Source organism: Fibrobacter sp., from assembly GCF_017551775.1.
Taxonomy (GTDB): Bacteria; Fibrobacterota; Fibrobacteria; order Fibrobacterales; family Fibrobacteraceae; genus Fibrobacter.
On the sequence record NZ_JAFZKX010000091.1, the window covers coordinates 28794 to 48006 of the forward strand.

At 57.4% G+C, this 19213-nt stretch carries 16 protein-coding genes, 1 tRNA gene and 1 pseudogene; 6 read left to right on the plus strand and 12 right to left on the minus strand.

Going from position 1 to position 19213, the window contains the following annotated elements; all coding sequences use genetic code 11:
* Positions 1–31: 31 nt before the first annotated feature.
* From IK012_RS10835 to IK012_RS10850, 4 genes are read right to left on the minus strand one after another with little or no spacing between them, the layout of a single operon-like run.
* Complete coding sequence (locus IK012_RS10835) at positions 32–1210, minus strand: DNA replication/repair protein RecF (RefSeq protein ID WP_290954304.1); 1179 nt, start codon at positions 1208–1210, stop codon at positions 32–34.
* Positions 1207–2283: a hypothetical protein gene (locus IK012_RS10840; RefSeq protein ID WP_290954307.1), complete on the minus strand. Its 1077-nt coding sequence runs from the start codon at positions 2281–2283 to the stop codon at positions 1207–1209. Before IK012_RS10840 ends, IK012_RS10835 begins: the two co-directional genes overlap by 4 nt.
* A complete protein-coding gene (locus IK012_RS10845) occupies positions 2283–3914 on the minus strand; it encodes a hypothetical protein (RefSeq protein WP_290954309.1) in 1632 nt (543 codons plus the stop codon). The genes IK012_RS10840 and IK012_RS10845 overlap by 1 nt, the downstream gene beginning before the upstream one ends.
* A gap of 2 nt (positions 3915–3916) precedes the next feature.
* On the minus strand, positions 3917–4552 hold the full coding sequence (locus tag IK012_RS10850) for an outer membrane lipoprotein carrier protein LolA (protein ID WP_290954312.1): 636 nt from the start codon (positions 4550–4552) through the stop codon (positions 3917–3919).
* Between the two features lie 107 nt (positions 4553–4659).
* Here IK012_RS10850 and IK012_RS10855 point away from each other — a divergent pair, with 107 nt between their 5' ends.
* Positions 4660–5781 carry a hypothetical protein gene (locus IK012_RS10855; RefSeq protein WP_290954314.1) on the plus strand — a complete coding sequence of 374 codons (1122 nt, stop codon included), beginning with the start codon at positions 4660–4662 and terminating at the stop codon, positions 5779–5781.
* A gap of 32 nt (positions 5782–5813) precedes the next feature.
* Positions 5814–6878, plus strand: a complete 1065-nt coding sequence (opgC, locus tag IK012_RS10860; RefSeq protein WP_290954316.1) for an OpgC domain-containing protein — start codon at positions 5814–5816, stop codon at positions 6876–6878.
* A gap of 191 nt (positions 6879–7069) precedes the next feature.
* Here the strand turns inward: opgC and IK012_RS10865 are convergent, their stop codons facing one another.
* Positions 7070–8131 carry a hypothetical protein gene (locus tag IK012_RS10865; RefSeq protein ID WP_290954318.1) on the minus strand — a complete coding sequence of 354 codons (1062 nt, stop codon included), beginning with the start codon at positions 8129–8131 and terminating at the stop codon, positions 7070–7072.
* Positions 8132–8276: 145 nt separating this feature from the next.
* Here IK012_RS10865 and IK012_RS10870 point away from each other — a divergent pair, with 145 nt between their 5' ends.
* Together IK012_RS10870 and IK012_RS10875 are read left to right on the plus strand one after the other, a co-directional pair.
* The gene (locus IK012_RS10870; RefSeq protein WP_290954321.1) at positions 8277–9707 is read left to right on the plus strand and encodes a glycogen synthase; all 1431 of its coding nucleotides are present in this window, start codon (positions 8277–8279) and stop codon (positions 9705–9707) included.
* Positions 9698–9771 (plus strand) — tRNA-Ile (locus tag IK012_RS10875). The genes IK012_RS10870 and IK012_RS10875 overlap by 10 nt, the downstream gene beginning before the upstream one ends.
* An 89-nt stretch (positions 9772–9860) precedes the next feature.
* Here IK012_RS10875 and IK012_RS10880 read toward each other — a convergent pair.
* On the minus strand, positions 9861–10790 hold the full coding sequence (locus IK012_RS10880; RefSeq protein ID WP_173378669.1) for a cation diffusion facilitator family transporter: 930 nt from the start codon (positions 10788–10790) through the stop codon (positions 9861–9863).
* A 107-nt stretch (positions 10791–10897) separates the two neighbouring features.
* Between IK012_RS10880 and IK012_RS10885 the strand changes: the two genes are divergently transcribed.
* The gene (locus IK012_RS10885) at positions 10898–12241 is read left to right on the plus strand and encodes an efflux RND transporter periplasmic adaptor subunit (RefSeq protein WP_290954323.1); all 1344 of its coding nucleotides are present in this window, start codon (positions 10898–10900) and stop codon (positions 12239–12241) included.
* 30 nt (positions 12242–12271) lie between these two features.
* On the opposite strand, the gene IK012_RS13630 is transcribed toward IK012_RS10885, so the two are convergent.
* Complete coding sequence (locus IK012_RS13630; RefSeq protein WP_367273789.1) at positions 12272–13141, minus strand: TolB family protein; 870 nt, start codon at positions 13139–13141, stop codon at positions 12272–12274.
* 669 nt (positions 13142–13810) lie between these two features.
* Positions 13811–14167: pseudogene (locus IK012_RS13635) on the minus strand (Gfo/Idh/MocA family protein); the annotation flags it as partial.
* A gap of 109 nt (positions 14168–14276) precedes the next feature.
* On the opposite strand from IK012_RS13635, the gene IK012_RS10895 reads away from it, so the two are divergent.
* Positions 14277–15743, plus strand: a complete 1467-nt coding sequence (locus tag IK012_RS10895; protein ID WP_290954328.1) for a segregation/condensation protein A — start codon at positions 14277–14279, stop codon at positions 15741–15743.
* A 15-nt stretch (positions 15744–15758) separates the two neighbouring features.
* On the opposite strand, the gene IK012_RS10900 is transcribed toward IK012_RS10895, so the two are convergent.
* From IK012_RS10900 to IK012_RS10915, 4 genes are all read right to left on the minus strand, one after another.
* Entirely contained in the window at positions 15759–16043 is a 285-nt protein-coding gene (locus IK012_RS10900; RefSeq protein ID WP_290954330.1) for a hypothetical protein, read from the minus strand.
* 9 nt (positions 16044–16052) lie between these two features.
* Positions 16053–16745: a zinc metallopeptidase gene (locus tag IK012_RS10905; protein WP_290954332.1), complete on the minus strand. Its 693-nt coding sequence runs from the start codon at positions 16743–16745 to the stop codon at positions 16053–16055.
* Between the two features lie 126 nt (positions 16746–16871).
* Entirely contained in the window at positions 16872–18053 is a 1182-nt protein-coding gene (locus tag IK012_RS10910) for an ABC transporter permease (protein ID WP_290954335.1), read from the minus strand.
* Positions 18050–19213, minus strand: a complete 1164-nt coding sequence (locus tag IK012_RS10915) for an ABC transporter permease (protein WP_290954338.1) — start codon at positions 19211–19213, stop codon at positions 18050–18052. The genes IK012_RS10910 and IK012_RS10915 overlap by 4 nt, the downstream gene beginning before the upstream one ends.

The window sequence follows — 19213 nt, forward strand, 5'->3', positions numbered from 1 at the left end:
GTCATCCCCGCCACAAGCGGGGATTTCTTTTTTACGATGCGCTGAGGCTGATTTCCGAGTCCGCCTTGAACGGCAGTTCCTCGACCTGCGGGGTGGCGATGAGCACTTGGCAGTTCTTTTCGCGCACGAGCGATGCGACCGCGTCGCGGCGGTTCACGTCCAGCTCGGCGAAGATGTCGTCGAGCAACAGGATGGGCTTGCCTACATGCTGCGACGCGATGTCGACGGCGGCGAAGCGCATGGCGATGGCCGCCGAGCGGCACTGTCCCTGCGACCCGACCGAACGCATCTCGTAGCCCGAGGCGCACAGCGCGAGGTCGTCCCGATGCGGGCCCGCCATGGTGACTCCCTGCATCTTTTCCACGAGTTCGAGTCCGGCGAGCTTGTCGGCGAAGGCGTTCCGCAGCATTTCTTCGGTCACGCCGCCGGCATTGTATTCTTCGGAGCTCTCGGCCACCATGGAGTCGATTTCTTCGTCCCCCATGAAGTCCGCTGCGTCAAGCGCGTCCAATTCCTTCAGGATGGAACTCCTGTAGTCGCAGGTGATTTCATCCACGCCGCCGGAGAGCCTGCGGTAGTAGCCGGTAATCACCGGGGATATTTCGGCGGAGAGGTTGATGCGGGCGAGCCAGAGCTTGGCCCCGAGATCCACGAGCTGGCGGGAGAGTACCTGGAACAGGTCTTCGCCTCCCAGGGCGCTGCCTTCCTTTTTGAACTGCCGGAGCCACTGGTTCCTTTGCTGGAGCACGCGCTTGTAGTTCCGGAGCACGCCGGCGTTCGCCGCCGAGCGAAAGCACAATATCTCGTCGAGCCAGTGCCGGCGGATTTCGGGTGCACCGCGCAGCAGTTCGATATCGGAGGGCTGCATGATTACCGCGGGCGATTTTCCGAAGAACGCGGAAACAGAGCGCACTGCCGTCCCGTTTTCCTTTGCGGTGACTTTCCGGCGGCCTACCTGCAGCGCTCGGGAAAGCGCCATGCCGTCGCAGTCGAACGCGCCCCGCAGAATCAGTTCGTCCGCATTCCAGCAGACAAGTTCCTTCAGGTCCTTCGCCCTGAACGAGAATCCCTGCGCAAGCAGGTGCACGGATTCGAGAACCGTAGTCTTTCCGCAACCGTTCGGCCCGTGAATCACGTTGATGCCCGGAGTAAACGAGAACTCCTGGGCGTCAAGGCTGCGCACGTGGCCGACCGAAAGCGATTCTATCACGGGATGAAACCCCTCACGCCGACGCTCAGCGGGTTGAATAGTCCCGCGGTGGATTCATAAGTCAGGGCGTAGTTCACGTCGAACAGGTACTTCTTCTTGCCGATGCGCACGTAGAACTTGTAGCCGAGCCCGAACATCGCGTCGAGACCGTCCATGCCTATGCGTATGGTGCCGTCGGGAATGATTTCGCATTCAAAACCTACGCGGCCCGTCCACACGTGGTGCTGCGGGTCGAACACGAGAAGCGTGTCGGCGATCTGGTAGTCGAGCGCTTCCATCCAGGCGTATACGGGCTTGCCGAACACTCTCGAGCGGTAGCCGAGCCCAATCTGCAACACCTTCGGGCGCACGCCTTCGGTAACGGCGACGCTGTTGTCGGTACTCGGGGTGCGAGTCCAGCGTGCCGAAAGGTTCCTGCTGAAACTGATGTTCCTGATGACCACGGACGAAGACCATTTCTCGTTCCACTGGCGCAGCCAGCCGAAGTTGAGCGCGACCGGGCTTGTGAATCCGTCGACCAGTTCCACGCCTTCGTAATATTCGGCGATGTCCATGTTGTCGTAGCCGAGCGAAAGCGAAATGCCGAAGGCGTCGCGGCGTGTCGCCCTGTACGAAAACCCGAGATACATCATGGAGAAGAACGGGGTGGCCGTACCGAGCGTCTGGTCGTCTTCGTTGATGACGTCGAAATCGATATCGCCGCGGTAGAGCATGGCGAAGCCGATGCCCATGCGGTTGCCGACGGAAGTCTCGAGGCCGAGGGAACCGCCCATGCGGTCGAGGCTGCGGCGTTCGGCATTGAGCGTGTAGTTGAAGTTCTGGCGGAACCCGAGGATGGCGGGGTTCCAGTAGGCGCCCGGCATGGCGGATGTGTCCGCGGAACCGGTGTTGCCGCGTCCGAGTTCGCGCGTGCCTGCGCCCATGCGTTCGACGAACCCGTCGTAACCGCCCAGGGCCGACTTCTTGTCGACGACGCCTGCAAATGCGGATGCCGCCGTCAGGAGCGAAAGGGCAATCGCGAGTCCAGCGATTCTCGGTTTCGGACAAATGGAATGCTTATCGAATCTAAACATTATCTACCCCCTCCGAGCGTCATGACCTTGCCCCAGCCGACGTGGCCGTGGTTGTCCTTTACGCGAACGTAGTACACGCCCATCGTGCAGGGGTTGCCCTGTTCGTCAAGGCCGTCCCATACGTCTTCCTTGGCGTTCGTACTGCGCAGCTTGTCCGCGAAGCGCGGGGCCGATTTTACGATTTTGCGAACCCTCCGCATGTCGTAGCTGAATACTTCGATGGTGATGTTGGCGTCCTTGCTGACCTTATAGGAAACAAGCGATTCGCTGCCTGCGGTGATGACGGAAGGAACCATGCGGACGGTACCGAGGTCGTCGCCCAGCTTGGCACGGTTGAGTATCGGGGTCCATGTCTTGCCGGTGTCCGCCGATACGGAAATTCCGTTGCCGTAGGTCGCAACGGCGAGGCCCGTGATGTCCTTGGTGAGCGGGAACGATGTCATGGACCAGATGATGGCGTCGCGGTTGGTCACGCCCATGTTGAAGCCGTAGAGCCAGCCGCTTTCTTCGTCCTCGTTCTCGAAGGCGCGAACGCCCAGGGAATCGAGCTTCAGGAACCCGCTTTCCGAACTGCCCACCGCACGTACGGCCACGAACGTCTGCTTGCCGACGAAGGCTACGTTGCTTACGGTATAGTCGGCGTTGTCGTACAGGTCCTTCTTCTGGGCCTTGCCGTCGAGCCCGATGAAGGGAACCTTCGCGAAGTCCTTGGATGAGTCTGCGTATTTGCGCCAGAGGTGCCCCGTGACGGATTCGCTGCCTTGTGTCGATGTTTCGGCGATAACCTGCAGGGGAGTGCCGCCGACCCAGACGCCCGTCACGCGCATGGTGTCGATCGCCTTGGACGCATTTGTGAGTTTGCCGCTGTTGTCGAGAGTCCACAAGCCTTTCGCGGTCGCAAGCCAGAGGGTCTCGGAATCCTTGTCGAAGGCCACGTCGAAAATCTCGGTGTATTTCTTCAGGTTCTTGGAGGCGTTCAGCTTGAGCGTGTCGAGGCTCTTTTCGGCGCGGTTGAAAATGAGGTGGTATTCGCGCGGGTCGAGAATGCCTTTCGAGATGTTGTAGCCCGTAAGGCCGAGCGCGCCCTGCGCAATCCAGAGGGTGGCCTTCGCGGAATCGTAGGCGAAACCGCTTACGGCGTAAGTCATCGCGGAGTCGAGATCGTTTGCCGCCGTCGGGATCTCAAGCGGCGTCTCGTACGTGCTGGTCAAGTTCCTGAGCGAGAAGAAACCTTCGGGCTTGAGGTAGTTCCCGCTGTCGTCGAGCCCGAACATCGGGAGGACCGCTCCGAGTTTGCCCGCGGTCGCCACGGGAATGCGGCGCTGTTCCGCATATACGTCGGTGAACCTCCAGATGCCGTCGTGTACCGCGGTCATCGAATCGGCGACGGCGTCTTGCTCGGTCTTGTCGACCTGCACCTGGCCCGATGCCGAAACCTTCAGGTTCAAGAGCGTCACGCCGCTGTTCAGTTCCCCGCGGGAAAATACCCAGAGGGCGCCGTCCGAACCTGCGGGTGCTACGGAAAAAGCCCAGTTGCTGAATAGCGTCTCGGTCGCCGCGAAGGCGCATCCGGCAGAAATAGCCGCGATGCCCAGAGCACGGATTGTCCTGTTCTTAAAACTCGGAATCATCACTACCTCATGTCGATTTCGTCGACACCTTTACGGGATTTGAACTTGAAGTCTTCGGGCGAGACCTTTTTCACGACTTTCAAGTTTATGATGTTGTACCACGAGGAATTTCCCGTGGGGTCTACGGTGAAGAGCCTCACCGGCGAAAAGTCCTTCTGCGATAGCCATACTTCCATCTGGTCGAACTGGCCCGCGTATTTCGAGGCGTCGAGCTTCAGCACCCACAGTTTCTGCTTGTTGAATTCGCCTTCCTTCAGTTCCTTGGCCTTGCATCCCAGGTACTTGAAAAGCATTTCGGAGGGGTGGAACGCCGAAGAGAGGTCTTCGACCGCCTTGATGAGCACCTGGTTCTGTTCGGGATTGTACTGCCAGAGGCTTTCCCCGTCGCTCGTGAACTCGATGCCCGCGACCTTCAGTTTGAACCTGTCCGCGTCCGCTACCAGGAGCGTGCCCTTTTGGCTTACGATGTCCGGGGAGTCCGAATAGAACACCTGCACCTGGAAATCGAGGCTCCATGCCTTGCCCGACTTGAACCAGGCCTGCGACTTGGCCAGCGCCTCGTCCGCGGTGAGCGCGAAAGCTTGGATGGCCATGGACGCCACGGCCAACAATACAATAAAGATACTACGATTTTTCATAACGCTCCTGAATATGCACAAAAATACAAAACGCGAGCCCCGTAGACGTTGGGTTTTTTGAAGATATATTTCTATCTTTTGTCAAAGAACTTTTTTGGAAGGATTTTATGCGCAAACTCATTTTGCCTATCGCCCTCGTTTCCGCTTCTTTCTCGTTCGCTTTGGACGTTGAACTGCACGGGGATGTAAACTTTGACTACGGTAGCTATTTCGACAGCGATTTTAGCCCGACAAACGCGGCCAACCAGGATATCGATCTTTCTGCGAAGGCCAAACTCGACGAGAACGTGTCCGTCACCGTGAAGGCGAACACCCATACCTCGTATGTCGACAGCTCTGATGGCCTCGTGAAGGCCTCCGAAACCCGCCGCCACTACTTTGCGCATTCCACTGCCATGGGCAATGGAGGCAAGTACACCGATTTCAACTTCGACGGAGTGGAACTCCGCTGGGACGTCGCCCATTCCATCAGCCTCGTCTTCGGTGACCTTACCTATTCTGCAGGTGCGTTCAACTACTACTACTGGCGCGATCCGGCCCGTTATGCCGTGATTGTCCGTGAACAGAACATGCGCGGTGCCGGTGTCGAAGTCGGCAACGAGAAGTACGGTTCCGGTAAGGTCTACATAGGCGCTTCCGAGAACAACGAACATTCCATGGTCCTTTTCGGTACCTATTCGTACCCTGTATTGAACCACGTGGACGAACACCTCGTGCTCACCCCGAGCGTGGACTGGCTGTTCGGCAAGGATATCGGCCGTAGCCACACCTACGTCTTCGGCCTTGAAGTCGATTACACCAAGAGCCTCGAGAAGATGAACTACGGCGTCTACGCCGTGTGGGGCATCCACCCGTACAAGGGCAAGGGCGTCCACTCCTTCCTCGTGGAACCGAGCTTCAATTACGATTTCTTCAACTTCTCGGCTAACTTCTTCTACGCCATTGTCGACGAAGAATATGACGCCGAAGTCCAGATCCTGACCGAAGACCAGATGATGTTCGCCGTCGAACCGAGCTTCAATCTCCACAAGAAGTTCGCGCTGGGCGTGGGTTATGAATACCATGACCACGACACCAACAAGGATGACGACAGCTACCACTTCCTCGGCCTGAACGCCTACCTGTACCCGACTCTGAAGACCGAACTCGTGTTCTGGTGCGGTTACAACTTCAGCGACAAGATCGAAACGGACTTCGCCATGGGTGTCAGCGCGAAGGCTAGCTTCTAGCCCGCGCCCGCAAGGCCTGTCTAGGGAAACCCGTGAGAATCAGGGCTCTAGATTCCATCCGGGGGTTGTTGCTTCTGATAATGACCCTGGACCATTTCGGAAAGCCCATATCGTATTACTTATACCAGTGCTTCGGCTTCTTCAGTGCGGCCGAAGGCTTTTTTTTCTTGTCCGGCTTCGTCGGGATGCTCGCCGCCACGAGCAAGGGAGTCAAGGACCCGAAGCAGACGTGGATGCGTTCCCGCGCGTTCAAGACGTGGCGCTACCACATGGTGACGCTTGTCGTGCTCTGCGTTGCGGCCTGGTGCTTCATGCCGCGGGTGACGCATTTCTTCGATTCCCTCTACGCTCATCCCGTTGTCGGGGGCGTGTATAGCCTTGTCCTCGTGAACACGCCCGAATGGCTCGACGTGCTCCCGCTGTACGTGATATTCCTGCTTGCGGGTTCATTCGTGTTCCCGCTGTTCGTGAAGGCGGCGCGCAAGCGTACGGTGCTGCTCTTGTGGCTGCCTTCGTTCTGCGTATGGGTCGCCGCCCAGTTCGGGTTCCGCGACGCCTGCAATTCCATTTTCCCCGCTTGGATTTACCACGGGTTCTTCGACCCCTTCGGCTGGCAGTTCGTGTACTTCTCGGGTGCCGCTACCGCTTCCTGGTGGCGCATCGCCAAACCGGGCAAGGCGGGGGAGGTCGTCAGGTCGCTCACGCCTGCGCTTGTCGTGGTCGCGGTCTTCTGCTTCCTCTGGTCGCACCAGTTTATCCCGCTCGGGTTGCCTTCCGAATTCTTCGTGAGCAAGGACCACGTGGGCCCGCTCCGTTTCGCGAACTTCTTCACGTTCATGCTGGTCATCTGCTGGATTGTCCGGCGCTTTCCCGACCTGCTGGACTTCCGCATGACGAACACGATGGGCAGGCATAGCCTCGACGTCTATACCGCGCAAATCGTGCTTGTCTACATCTGGATGGCCCTGCCCGGTTCCATCCGCTACCACGGGCCGTGGAACGTCCTTGTCCCGCTGGTTTCTTGCGTGTTGCTCTGGGCGCTCGCGAAGTTCCGCGAACCGCGCGTCAGTACCCGCGAGCCCCGCGCGGGCAAGTAATGAACCGCAGGTGACAAACCGCGGGAAAGCGTTCCCATATCAATCTCTCTGTTGTATATAACGTAATGTTTTGCGGGCTAACTCCTTTGTACTGAAACAGTTAGCTTGCGCTGGTCGTGTTGCCGTTGCCGGCATGCAAAAAAGCCCCGGCGCATTGCCGAGGCTCTTTACAAATTCCGTCGTGTTTACAATTACTGACCGAGGAACTTCTTGCCGATACCGAATTCATCCTTGTACTGGATGTAGTCGGGAACGAAGCTCTTGTCGAAGTTGAACGTGACGTTCAAGCCGCACTGGAATTCGTTCATCAGCTTGCCCTTTTCGCCAGCCTTCAGGTTCTGGCGCTTCTTTTCGATCTTTTCGTCGCCCTTCTTGCCCACGAGCACTTCGGCTTCGCACCAGCCGGTGCCGGCCTTGGCGTTCACGGACTTGCCGTCGGTGGAGACGAGGGTGATGTTTGCCGGGTCAAGAACGGTGTTGTTGCCGGTCGATGCCCAGAACTGGAGTTCGCCCACGAGAGAGGTGGCGGTCAGCTTGAGGGTCGGAAGAGCCATCACGTAGCCCCACTTGTCCACGCGGTTCTTGCCGGACGGATCGGGGATGTTTTCACCGAAGATGAGGAAGTAACCGCGGGTGCCCTTGCGGCTCTTGTTGAGCGCGGCCTTCACGTCGGCGTTTTCCGGAGCGATTTCGGCGATGCGGAGCAGGTAGTATTCGCAGACCACCGGGTCGGTTTCGTCGTTGGCTTCGGCGAGAGCGGCCGGAACGTAGAGGTTTTCGGCTTCGGTACGGAGGGTCTTCACGGCGGCTTCACCGGCGTTCATTCTCTTCGCGATGGAGAGGGCGGTGTCGATCTTGGCGAATGCCTGGAGGGTGGAACCGTAGTCCAGACCCTGCTGGGCGGCCTGCTGCTTACCGATGGTGGCGTAGCTCGTCACGAATTCTTCGATGACTTCGGGCTTCTGCACCTTGGAAATGTTGGAAGCTGCCTTGTCGAAATAGCCACTGATGAGGTCGCTGTTCAGGTTGCTCTTTGCTTCGACATTGGCACCGCGAACGAGAGCGAGCGTGAAATTGTCGTAAAATTCGTCAGAAACCTTGCCCTTTTTGAGAGCGTCCAGGTAGGAGTTGATGGCGTTCCTGTAGCGCTGATTCTCCAGGTGTTCGTCGCCACGCTTTTCGTTGGCGCCCTTGCAGCCGGTAAGCGCGAAGGCCACCGACATGGCTAAAGTGGCAAGAAAAATTTTCTTCATTGGTTTAATCCTCGAGGATGAAGTTCAAAATAACCTAAAAACCCATGTGAAATGGGTCGAAGGTTTTCCACATGATAATTTAAATAAATAAATTTGTCTTATATCACACATATAGGTAAATTTTTTTTTGGAGTGTGTGTAGGGAATGGATATTCTTGTTGTCAGCCCGGAAGCGGGTAATTGGCAGATACCGAGCCCGCTGACCACGGCGGTCAACCGGTTGACTGATGCGTTCGCCCAGGCCGGGGTGAATGTTATGACCTGTTCCCCGTTCTACAAGAACCATTTACAGAATCTGGAAAGTTACAAGTGCGTGTTCCGCGGAGAGGAACGCATGCACCGTAAGCCCTACGAGGTCTGGGTCTCTGAGTCCGACCCTCTGCACACCTATATCTATAACGAAGATTATTTCGGTCGCCCCTATGTCTACGGCCCGCCCAAGAGCATGCCGTATGGCGACAACCACCTGAGGTTTGCCTTCCTTGCGTCGGCATGCCTGAGCTATGCCATCGATACCGGGACCCATTACCAGGCGATTCTCGGGCATGAATGGGGTGGCGCCCTGGCAGGCGCGCTCGCTCACAATACGTACAAAGATGAATTCGGCGACGTCCCGTTCTTCTTCACCGTCCACAACATTACATACGACTTCCACGTGAGGTCCGACGAAATCGAAAGGATCGGGCTTCCGCGCGACCGCTACAACATGGACGGATACGAGTTCTGGGGCAAGGTGAGCCTCCTCAAGGCGGGCATCTGTTTTGCCGAAAAGGTGCTTTTCCCGTCGCCCGGTTACCGCGATGCGATGCTCAATACGAACCTGCCGGGCGGCCTGAGTGGCTTTTTGAACCACAATGCGGACAAACTTATCGGCGTGCAGTTCGGCGTGAGTTACAAGGTCTGGGACTTCAATCGCGACGAGCACCTCCCCATCAAGGAGGCGAAGCGCCGGGCCAGGCTCCACCTGCAGGAATCCTTCCACGTGGACTTCGGGTCGAAGCTCGTCCTCTACGTGCATCTCGACGACGAAGCGGGCAACACTTCCGAGACGCTTGCGACCATCCTCACCGACATTACCAAGCAGGACGTGTTCATCATCGTGGGCATTTCGCCCGAAGATCCGGAATGGAACTTCTACCAGGACGTGTCGAAGCAGTATCCGGACATCATGCACGTGCAGCCTCTCGACAAGGAAACCGAGAACGTGAAGCCGTTGAAGGAAGTCCTTGCCGGTTCTGATATTTTGTTCGCAGCGAACCTGCGTGAGCCGTCCACCTCGATTATCCTCAAGGCGCTCGCCTGCGGAACGCTCCCGCTCACGGGAATCAATGTCGGCGTGGCGAGCATGCTGAGCGACTACGCCCCGGAGACGGCCGGCTGCGCGAACGCGTTCCTCGTCGAAGACGAAAATGCTCCGCACCAGATGTTGCGCCGCTTAAAGGATGCGCTCCACGTGTACAGGAACGAAGTCGCCGATTGGGACAAGGCGGTAGTGAACGCGTACAGCGGTTTTCATTATGAATGGGCCCGCACAATTTCAAAATATTTGCTAATATTGGGCGAACTGGGACTTTAGCTCAATTGGTTAGAGCAGCGGACTCATAACCCGCGGGTTCCGGGTTCAAGTCCCGGAGGTCCCACGAAAGGCTTGCAACTGTAACGGTTGCGAGCCTTTTTGTTTGTTCGGATTTTGTTAAGTCGACTGCAATGCAGGGGTGCCGGTCCGACCTCAGCGACTGATGGTCTTGATCTCGCCGCGCCTTACGCGCTCTTCGCTGTAGGGGTCGATGTGCACCAAAGCGTCGACGACATTCTCGCCGGCGTCGATAAGCCTGCGTTCTACTTCTTCGGCGAGGTCGTGCGCTGCAAGGAGCGACATCTCGGCCGGAACCACCACGTGCAGGTCCACGTGCAGGTCCGAGCCCACGTAACGCGAGCGGAACCCGTGGATGCTGATGACGTTCGGGCAGGCGAGTGCAACCTCTTTCAGTTTTCGGGCCACGTCTTCGGATGCGCCGACGTCAGCCACCTGGTGTATTCCGGGCCATGCGATTTCGAAGCCCGAATGCAGGATGAACGCCGAGACGATGATGGCGCCTACCGAGTCCGCGAACCAGAACTGCGGCATGGCGATCCCGAAGACGACGGCAATCAGTACCGGGATGGAACTGTAGGCGTCGCTCCTGTGGTGCCACGCGTTGGCCTCGAGCGCCTGGCTCCGGATGGCGCGGCCCTTGGCGCGCGTGTAGCGGAAAAGCGCTTCCTTGATGACGATGGAAAGTGCCGCCATGACGGCCGCGATCCATTCGGGCCTCGACTGCACTCCGTCCTTGAGCGATATGATGGCGTTATAACCGAGCCCTATACCCACGGCGCATACCGCAAGCCCGATGCCCACCGTGATGAGCGTCTCGAAGCGCCGGTGCCCGTAGGGGTGTTCCGCATCCGGAGGCGAGTTCCAGAATTTCGACCCCACGATAATCGCGATGTCGGTAATGAAGTCCGATGCGCTGTGGATAGCGTCGGCGACAAGCGCCTGCGACCCGCCGAAATAGCCCGCAAAGAACTTGCCCACCGAGAGCGCGGCATTCCAGCCGAGCCCTATCCAGGTCACTTTGCGGACATCGCCGCCATTGTCCTTTTTGCGAACGCGAGTCATTGCCCCTCAAACTAGCAAAAAAGCCTATCCGGTGCAACCATGCGGCAAAGCCGTGCATCTAAAGAGTATAAAAACAGTTTGGCACTTTCTATTTTTAGGTCGCACTTATGAAGAAGTTCTTGAAAAAGTTTTTGAAATTGCTTGTCGTCGTGGCCGTCCTCGGTGGCGCCGCCTACGGCGTGAAATTCTTCTTCTTTACGGAGAAGGTGAGCGATGCCGCGGGCCCGCTCGTGAGCGCCAAGGTGACGCTCGCCACGATTTCCACCACCATATCGGCTACGGGTACGCTCGAACCGGTCGACCAGGTGGAAGTGGGTACGCAGGTCTCGGGCGATATCAGCAAGATTTTCGTGGATTTCAATTCCAAGGTAAAGAAGGGCCAGGTCATCGCGGAACTGGACAAGTCCAAGCTCAAGGCGACGCTCACGCAGGCCGAAATCGCCTACAGGTCCGCGGAAAACGACTACAAGTACAAGGAATCCACCTACAACCGCGTGAAGAAACTTTCCGAGAGCAACGCCGCGAGCGCGGTGGATCTCGAGACGGCGGAATACAACATGAACGCCGCGAAACTTTCCATGGAGCGCAGCAAGAACGAGGTCGCGCAGGCCAGGTTGAACCTGAGCTATGCGACTATCAAGAGCCCGATTGAAGGCGTGGTTTTGAAGCGCGCCGTAGAAGTGGGCCAGACGGTGGCCGCCTCCATGAGCACCCCGACATTGTTCGTCATCGCGAGGGACCTGAGCCAGATGAAGGTGATGGCCGACGTGGACGAAGCCGATATCGGCCAGGTGAAGGCCGGACAGAAGGTCACGTTTACGGTCGACGCCTTTCAGGGCGAAACGTTCAACGGCTCCGTGCAGGAGGTTCGCCTGAACCCGACGACCACGAGCAACGTGGTGACCTACACGGTGGTGATTACTGCCGACAATCCTGAACAGAAGCTCCTGCCCGGAATGACGGCCACATGCACGATCGTCACGAAGGAAGTGGTCGATGCGATTGCCATTCCCGTGAAGGCTCTCAAGTTCAGCCCCGCCGAAGGCACGCCGATGCTAAACCCGAAGGATTTCCCGCGCCCGCCGATGGGTGAACGCCCGAAGTTCGACAAGGACGGCGATTTCCCGCCTCCGCCTCCCGATATGGGTGCAGGTGGCCCTCCGGGCGGTCCGGGCGGATTCGGCCCGCCGGGTGGCAAGGGCTCGAAGAAGAAGGGCCATCGCCCGAAACTCACGGGCAATCACGTGTGGGTCAGCATCGACGGCAAGGCGGCCCCGCGTCCGGTCAAGATCGGTATCAGCGATGGCGTGAACGTCGAAATCTTGAAGGGCCTCAGCGTGGGCGATTCCGTCGTGGTGAGCCAGGAAACCATAAGCTCGGGTTCGAACACCGAGAAGTCGAAGGCCTCGAGCCCGTTTATGCCCAGCCGACCGGGAAAGAAAAAGAGATAGCATTGGATCGCGGGTCTATACCCGCGATTTTCATTTTTTAGCGTACCGCACGAAGGCGAACCGCTTGCTGTCGGGGGCCCAGGAATTCACGTTGATGGTTCCTTGGCCGCCGAAGATTTTTAGGATGGTGCGCGGTTGGCTCCAGCCGGTTTCGTCGCTGCCGGTCATCAGGCGTAATTCCACGTTCTTGTTGGGCACGTGTTCGCCGGGGCGCACGTCGCGCTCGTGGTAGGCGAGCATCACGACTTTCGTGCGGTCGGGCGAAATGTGCGGGAACCAGGTGTTCCAATGAGCGTCGAACGTCATCTGCGTCTGCTCGGAACCGTCGGCCCTCATGCGCCAAGCCTGCATGCGGCCCGTGCGCACCGAGTTGAACCAGATGTATTCTCCGTCGCAGTCGTATTCCGGGCCGTCATTCAATCCGAATGCGGTCGTAAGCTGCTTCTCGTTTCCGCCTACGGCGGGGATGGTGTAGATGTCGTATTCGCCGTTGCGTTCGGCGCAGTACGCGAGCGTCATGCCGTCTGCCGTGATGCCGTGTAGGTAGCTTGGGGCGAGCGGCGTTATGAGTTCCGGCATGCGGCCGTCGAAGAAAATCTTGTAGATGCGCGAAAGCCCGTCTTCCCTGGTGTGGTGGCTTACATAGAGTCCCGAACCGTCCGGGTCGAGAACGTGGTCGTTGTTGCAGTTGTCGACGAAGTGGCTTGGCACTTCGGTTACCGCGCCTGTCGCGATTTCGATTTTGTAGATGCGGCCTTCGCTATTGTAAGTGAGGAACTTCCCGTCGTCACTCCAGTTGGGCGCCTCGATGACCTTGTCGAATTCCTTGAGCAGTTTTGATTCGCCGGTCTCGATGTCGAAAATTTCGAGGAACGACTTGTCGCCGGAGCGGTCCCACACCTGGGCGGGGGAGAGTTCAAAGGGATAACTCACGCCCCATGCGGCCCGGAGGCCATCCATCTGCGTCATTATCTGCATGGTCTTCGCGTGCGGCATTTCGGGGCATTCCTTGAGTCCCTTTTCGAGAGCGGCCTTGCAGCCGAGTACCTCGTATTCGTAGCAGTTCTCGATGCGGGGCGGCTTCACGGATTCCACGAGCGTTCCGGCGACATCGAACAGCTGGATTTCCACCATGTCGTTGAGGTTCTGCACGCGGATAAAGCCCTCGGTTCCGTAGATTACGCCTTCGTTCTTGAGCGGGGCCACCATCGAGGTCTTGAGGTGAGCGACTTGCCCGTTGGCATACTCCAAATCGATCCAGTCCGTCGCATCCACGCCCGTATGGAACTTGACGCACCTGGTATTCGTCTGCACTATGTGATTCGCAATGCCGCCGATTTCTTCGTCCGTCAAGAAGATGTCCGCGAACGTCAGGCTGTAAATTCCCAGGTCGAGCAGCGCGCCGCCCGCAAGGGCGGGGTTCTTCAAGCGTTCGATATGCGAAAGCGGCATGGAAAAGTCCGCCTCCACGCTTTCGACCATGCCGATTTTCCCGTCGGCAATCCAGTTCTTCACCATCTGCACCGCAGGCAAGAACCGGGTCCACATCGCCTCGCACAAGAAAACGCCCTTCTCTTCGGCGAGGGCAATCACTTCCGATGCCATCAGCGCGTTTGCGGTGAAAGCCTTTTCTACGAGCAGGTTCTTGTTGTACTTTAGACAAAGTAATGTGTTGCTGTAGTGTTCGGAATGCGGAGTCGCGATGTAGATCAAGTCTACATCCGGGTCTTGCGCGAGTTCCTCGTAACTGCCGTATGCGCGGCTGAACCCGTATTCGGCGGCGAACTTCTGCGCCTTCTCGAGCGAGCGTGACGCGACCGCGTACGCCTCTACGCCCATGCCGTTCCTTTCAAGTTTTTTGACTGCGGCGGCCATCTTCGTTGCGATGTGGCCACACCCGAGAATTGCGAACTTTAAAACCTTCATTTCTGGTTCCTTTTTTTTCAAAACTAGTCTTTTTTTGGGCGCGTTGGCGGTATCTCCTCCATATAATTGGACTCCTGCGTAAACAGTTTATTTCTACATTTCGGTTCGGATGACTGATATCGAAGAGTTGGAAGACTACGAGGTACGCATTGGTTCGTTCAATGGACCGATGGATTTGCTCGTGTACTTGGTCCAGAAGAAGGAAATGTCTTTGGACCAGATTCCCATTGCGGAAATCGCCGACGACTTCCTCGCCTGGGTCAACAAGATCGGGGTGACCGACCTTTCGAAGGCGGGCGACTTCCTCTATATGGCGAGCCGCCTGATGGCCCTCAAGGTGCAGGAACTTCTCCCGGCCGAGGAACGCGATCCCGAACTCGTCGAAGAATACAATGCCGACCGCGAAAAACTCATGCAGGAAATGCTCGAGTACCAGCGCTACAAGCAGGTCGCGGGCGGTTTGCAGGAAATGGAAGGCAAGAACTTCGGTACCTACAGCCGAGGCCGCCTCGAAAAGACGCAGACCGACGAGGATACCCTCGCCGATGCGAACATCTGGCAGCTTTTCCGTGCCTACCAGAAGAGCCTCAAGACTAAGATTTCGGATACGGTCCACCATATCGAACTCGATTACGTGACCATCCAGGACCGCCAACAGGCGATAAACAACTACCTGAGCGTGAACGGACGTGCGCTGTTCGAGGACTTGCTCGACAACGACAGCCACCCGATTGTCGCCGCCGTGACGTTCATGGCCCTTCTGGAAATGATAAAGACCGACGACGTGGTGTTCCGCCAGAGCGAACTGTTCGGCCCCATCTGGATTTACCGCAAGAAGAACAATGCGGAATATGCCGACGAGATGGCGCGCGAGACGGTGTTCTTCTCGAAGGACCCGGATGTGAAACCCGGCCTCGTGGAAGAAATCCGCAATATGGCTTTGGCCCGCTCGCAGGCGGGCAGCGTGGGCGATATCGCCGCCGTGATGAAGGAAGCCGTGCTCTGGACTACGCGCGGCAGGGACGTTACCGAAGACGACCTGCAGGCCATGCTCGAAGGCCGCGAAGACTTGAGCGAAGTCCAGGAGAATCCGTTCGCCGAGATGATGCGCGAAGACGAAGCCGCCGAAGCAGCGATGTCGAACGCCCCGGCCGAGGCGGTACCTGGCGAAACCGCGCCGGCAGAATCGGCTGTGCCTGAATCCGCTCCGATGGAGTCTGCGCCGGTTGAAGCTCCGGCAGAAGCTGCCGCAGTTGCTGCTGAAACTGCTCCGGCAGAAAATGCGCAGCCCGAAGAGGCCGTGCCTGAAGCGGTTCCCGTCGAGGAACCCGCCGTTGAAGAGCCTGCTCCTGCCGAAGAACCTGCTCCTGTTGAGGAATCTGTTTCTGATGAGAAATCTGTTCCAGCCGCAGAAAAGCAGATGAGCGACGAGGAGTTCGAAGAATTCATGAAGAAGGCCCAGGCGTTCTACTCTGGCCAGGCCGAGGAAGATTCCTCAAAAGAAAACATCGCCGAAGATTCCGGCGATGATGATGACGATTTCCCGTCTTTGGAAGTCCATTCCGGCGACGACTAGGTCGCCCGAAACAAGCTAATCCCAGTTGATGCTTGGCGGAGGATCTTTCAGGTCCTTGTTTTGCTTTGCCGCCTCGAATTTCTTTTCCAGAAGTTCCGCGCGGTTTTTCTGCGCTTCCTTCGCTGCTGCGAACTTCGCATCCAGATCGGAGGAACGGGATTTCTGTTCTTTCAGGAAGTCGTCGAACGACTTGACTTCCTTCTTGTATTCCTTGTGCGAAAGGACTTCGCCGGTATCGGCGTCCACCACAATTTCGCCCTTGCACATGGGGCATTCAATGGTAAGTGTCCTGACGGCCATGTGAACCTCCTAGTCCCTGCGCCCGCCGATAAGGCCTGCGCGGTAAGCCCAGTAAAGCAACTGCAGTATCGAGCTGATGGCGGCGGCCACGTAGGTAAGGCCTGCGGCAAACAGCACGCCCGAAACGGTATTGTATTCGCGACCCTGCGCCACCACGTCCATGCGGGCGAGCGCCTTCTTCGCACGGCTGGAGGCGTCGAATTCAACGGGAACGGTCACGAGGGTGAAAATCGTAGTGAGGGCGAACAGGAACACGCCGATGATGGCGACAGGCTGGCCGATAGCCTTCCCGAGGCCCATGAGCATGATGCCGATAATCACGAGCCACGGCCCGAGCGTGCTGCCCACGTTGGCTGCGGGAACAATCATCGAACGCAGCCACATCGGGAAGTATCCCTGCGCGTGCTGGATGGCATGCCCCACTTCGTGCGCGGCGACACCCGCGGCGCTCGCGTTGCGCCCGTAGTAGACTTCCTTCGAGAGGTTGAGCGTCTTGTTCAGCGGGTTGTAGTGGTCCGAGAGGAATCCCTGGTGCATCAGGACCTTCACGTCGGTAATGCCCGCGTCCATGAGGATTGCCTTAGCCACGTCGGCTCCGGTGAGGCCGCTCGAAATGTTCACTTTCTGCCCGGCGTTGAAGCGGGTCTTGACGAGCAGGGAAACGCCACCCGAGAGGGCGAGCGTCACAATGAGAATCATCATGTATAAGGGATCAAAGTACATCTGTATTTCCTCGATAATATATTTTACATCATAAATGTATAAAAACAAAGCCGGAAAGGAAAGCATCCTATCCGGCGTATTCGCATTCCGTCACGAAATGCCTAGTTACATGTCGCCCATGTCAATCTTCGCCTTGTCGCGAATGCGAGTCAGCAAGAGGCCCAGAACCAGGTATACGATAGCCTGGACGGCGAGCTTGTATAGCTTGGGCGCTACGTCGTAGATGTCGGCGCCCATCTGCTCGATGGAAAGCCAGGCGGGAACCGCGAACGTGCTCGGGAGTATGTACGAAATCGCCTCCATCCAGCGGGGCATCAGGTAGGTGGGCCAGCTGAAGTTCGCGAGGAACAATACCGGGATGGACAAGTACAGGAACAACTGCATGCTTGTTTCGCGACGCAGGAATATCTGCGAGATGACCATACCGAAGTTGATGACGGAGGCGAGGAATACGATCGAGAAAACGACCATGGGCAAAAGCTCGCCACGACGCGGGAAGTCGAATATGTTATAGACGATGCAGTGGTAGAACAGGATAAAGGTGCAGTAGTGGACGAAGAAGGCCAGCGAACGACCGAAATAGCGGTATTCCGCAGTCTCGTTCTCGACGGGGCTATCGCGGAACTTCTTGCGGAAGCGCCTGTGGGCACGCGAACCGCCCAGCACGCAGATGCCGATGATGAGCGACTGCTGCAAGATTACGACAAGTACGCTCGGCACCACATAGTTGGCGTAGCCACCGGTACTGTTGAATAGCGTCTGGATGCTGATGGGGATGGGGTCGCGCATGGCAATCGCCTTTGCCGACGGGACCTTCTTTTCTAGGGCTATCTGCTTGACTTTGTTTGTTGCTCCCACTGTCAGCGCGCAAGTGGAGAACGCGGTGCCGATTGCGCCATGGAACATCACGTAGGCGCCGTGCGTAAAGATGTTCACCGTCACCTGGTGCTTGCCGCGGATATTCTTCTCCATGTCTTCGGGAATGACCATGAATCCGTAAATCTCGTCGCGGGCCATCGCCGCCTCGGCCTCTTGCATGTCGGTGTAGATGGATTTCACCTCGATCTGCTGCGCTGCCGACGCCATGCGGGTAAGGTCGCGGGACATGGCCGTATTGTCGAGGTCGACAACCGCCACGGGCACCTTGGTTACCGTCTGGTGGATGTAAGGAACCGGATAGTAGAACGCGTAGATGACACCAGCCACCACGAGCAGGAGCACTGCGGCAGGGTCCGTGTAGATGAGCTTCCATTCGGCGAAGGCTACTTTCAAGAGGCGCTTTATCATGCTTGTGCCTCCAGTTTTGCGGCTTCTTCGCGCTTGGTTTCCAGGCGCACGTGCTGCTTCCAGCGCATCGACATGAGGAACGCTCCGAGAATGTTCCAGAATATCGCCATCGCTATAAGGATTTCCATGCTATGCCATGTAGATGCCATATCCACATCGCCAAGCATCATTGTCGACTGGATCATGAGCACGTGGGTGAGCGGCAAGATAAACGCGAAGCAACGTACGGCAAAGGGCATCGCCATCACGGGGAAGGTCTGACCGGCAAACGCGAAGGCAGGGCTTCCGATAATGCCCGCAGCACCGGTCGCCATTCTCATCAGGCCGAATATGCCCACAAATACGATACCCGCACCGGAGCACGCCGCGATCATGAACAATTGCGCTGCGGCCGTCATCACGAATTCTTCGAAAGAAAGCGGGGCTAGCAACCTGTGGCAGTAGGCGTAGCAGCCGAGGGATTCAAGCCAGAGGATGATGTTCATCGGGAACACGCTTGCAAACCAGAGCGTAAATCTGGAACCGCCCGCATAGCCGATCATCTCTTTTACGCGGTGGTCGCGAAGCGGGTAAGATGCCACATACGCACCGACAATCATCGCCGCAAGGTGGAAAATCGCCGTCACGAGCCCGAGAACGAGGAATCCTTGGTAATTGCTCTTCTGGTTTCCGACCGAATGGATCTGCACCTTCACGGGGTCTTCCATCTGGGCGGTAAACATCTCGCTACCCACCGCAGCCAGCACGGAACGAATTTCCTTGGTCGCGAACATATTGGTGAGGTAGTTCTGCCCGCTGGAATACACGGGAATTACAGGAGCTTCCAGACGGAGCGCGCGCCGTTCCATATCGTTGGGGAACACGATAAACGCCTGGATTTCGCCCCGGATGACGGCATGCTCGCATTCGCCCATGTCGGCACACGCCATCTTTATATTGAGCACGGGGCTTGAACGCAGTTTCGATTCGAGCTTGTCGGCAAGCTGGCTGTTGTCCTGCTTGACAACCCCGATGGGCACGTGCTGCACGATTTCCGAGGAGAACATCCCCATCGTGAAAAGGGATACGCTGATAGGCAACACCGTAAGAATCATCCACAGCACGACGTTGTGGCTGAAGTAGATTTTACGGACGGTTTTTAAAAGGCCATTCAAAACCAT

Bases quoted from the DNA above. Each gene is read 5' to 3' on its own strand.
- IK012_RS10840 (WP_290954307.1), bottom strand. From the start codon at position 2,283: ATGTTTAGATTCGATAAGCATTCCATTTGTCCGAAACCGAGAATCGCT.
- IK012_RS10845 (WP_290954309.1), bottom strand. From the start codon at position 3,914: ATGATTCCGAGTTTTAAGAACAGGACAATCCGTGCTCTGGGCATCGCG.
- IK012_RS10850 (WP_290954312.1), bottom strand. From the start codon at position 4,552: ATGAAAAATCGTAGTATCTTTATTGTATTGTTGGCCGTGGCGTCCATG.
- IK012_RS10855 (WP_290954314.1), top strand. From the start codon at position 4,660: ATGCGCAAACTCATTTTGCCTATCGCCCTCGTTTCCGCTTCTTTCTCG.
- IK012_RS10865 (WP_290954318.1), bottom strand. From the start codon at position 8,131: ATGAAGAAAATTTTTCTTGCCACTTTAGCCATGTCGGTGGCCTTCGCG.
- IK012_RS10870 (WP_290954321.1), top strand. From the start codon at position 8,277: ATGGATATTCTTGTTGTCAGCCCGGAAGCGGGTAATTGGCAGATACCG.
- IK012_RS10880 (WP_173378669.1), bottom strand. From the start codon at position 10,790: ATGACTCGCGTTCGCAAAAAGGACAATGGCGGCGATGTCCGCAAAGTG.
- IK012_RS10885 (WP_290954323.1), top strand. From the start codon at position 10,898: ATGAAGAAGTTCTTGAAAAAGTTTTTGAAATTGCTTGTCGTCGTGGCC.
- IK012_RS10895 (WP_290954328.1), top strand. From the start codon at position 14,277: ATGACTGATATCGAAGAGTTGGAAGACTACGAGGTACGCATTGGTTCG.
- IK012_RS10900 (WP_290954330.1), bottom strand. From the start codon at position 16,043: ATGGCCGTCAGGACACTTACCATTGAATGCCCCATGTGCAAGGGCGAA.
- IK012_RS10905 (WP_290954332.1), bottom strand. From the start codon at position 16,745: ATGATGATTCTCATTGTGACGCTCGCCCTCTCGGGTGGCGTTTCCCTG.
- IK012_RS10910 (WP_290954335.1), bottom strand. From the start codon at position 18,053: ATGATAAAGCGCCTCTTGAAAGTAGCCTTCGCCGAATGGAAGCTCATC.
- IK012_RS10915 (WP_290954338.1), bottom strand. From the start codon at position 19,213: ATGGTTTTGAATGGCCTTTTAAAAACCGTCCGTAAAATCTACTTCAGC.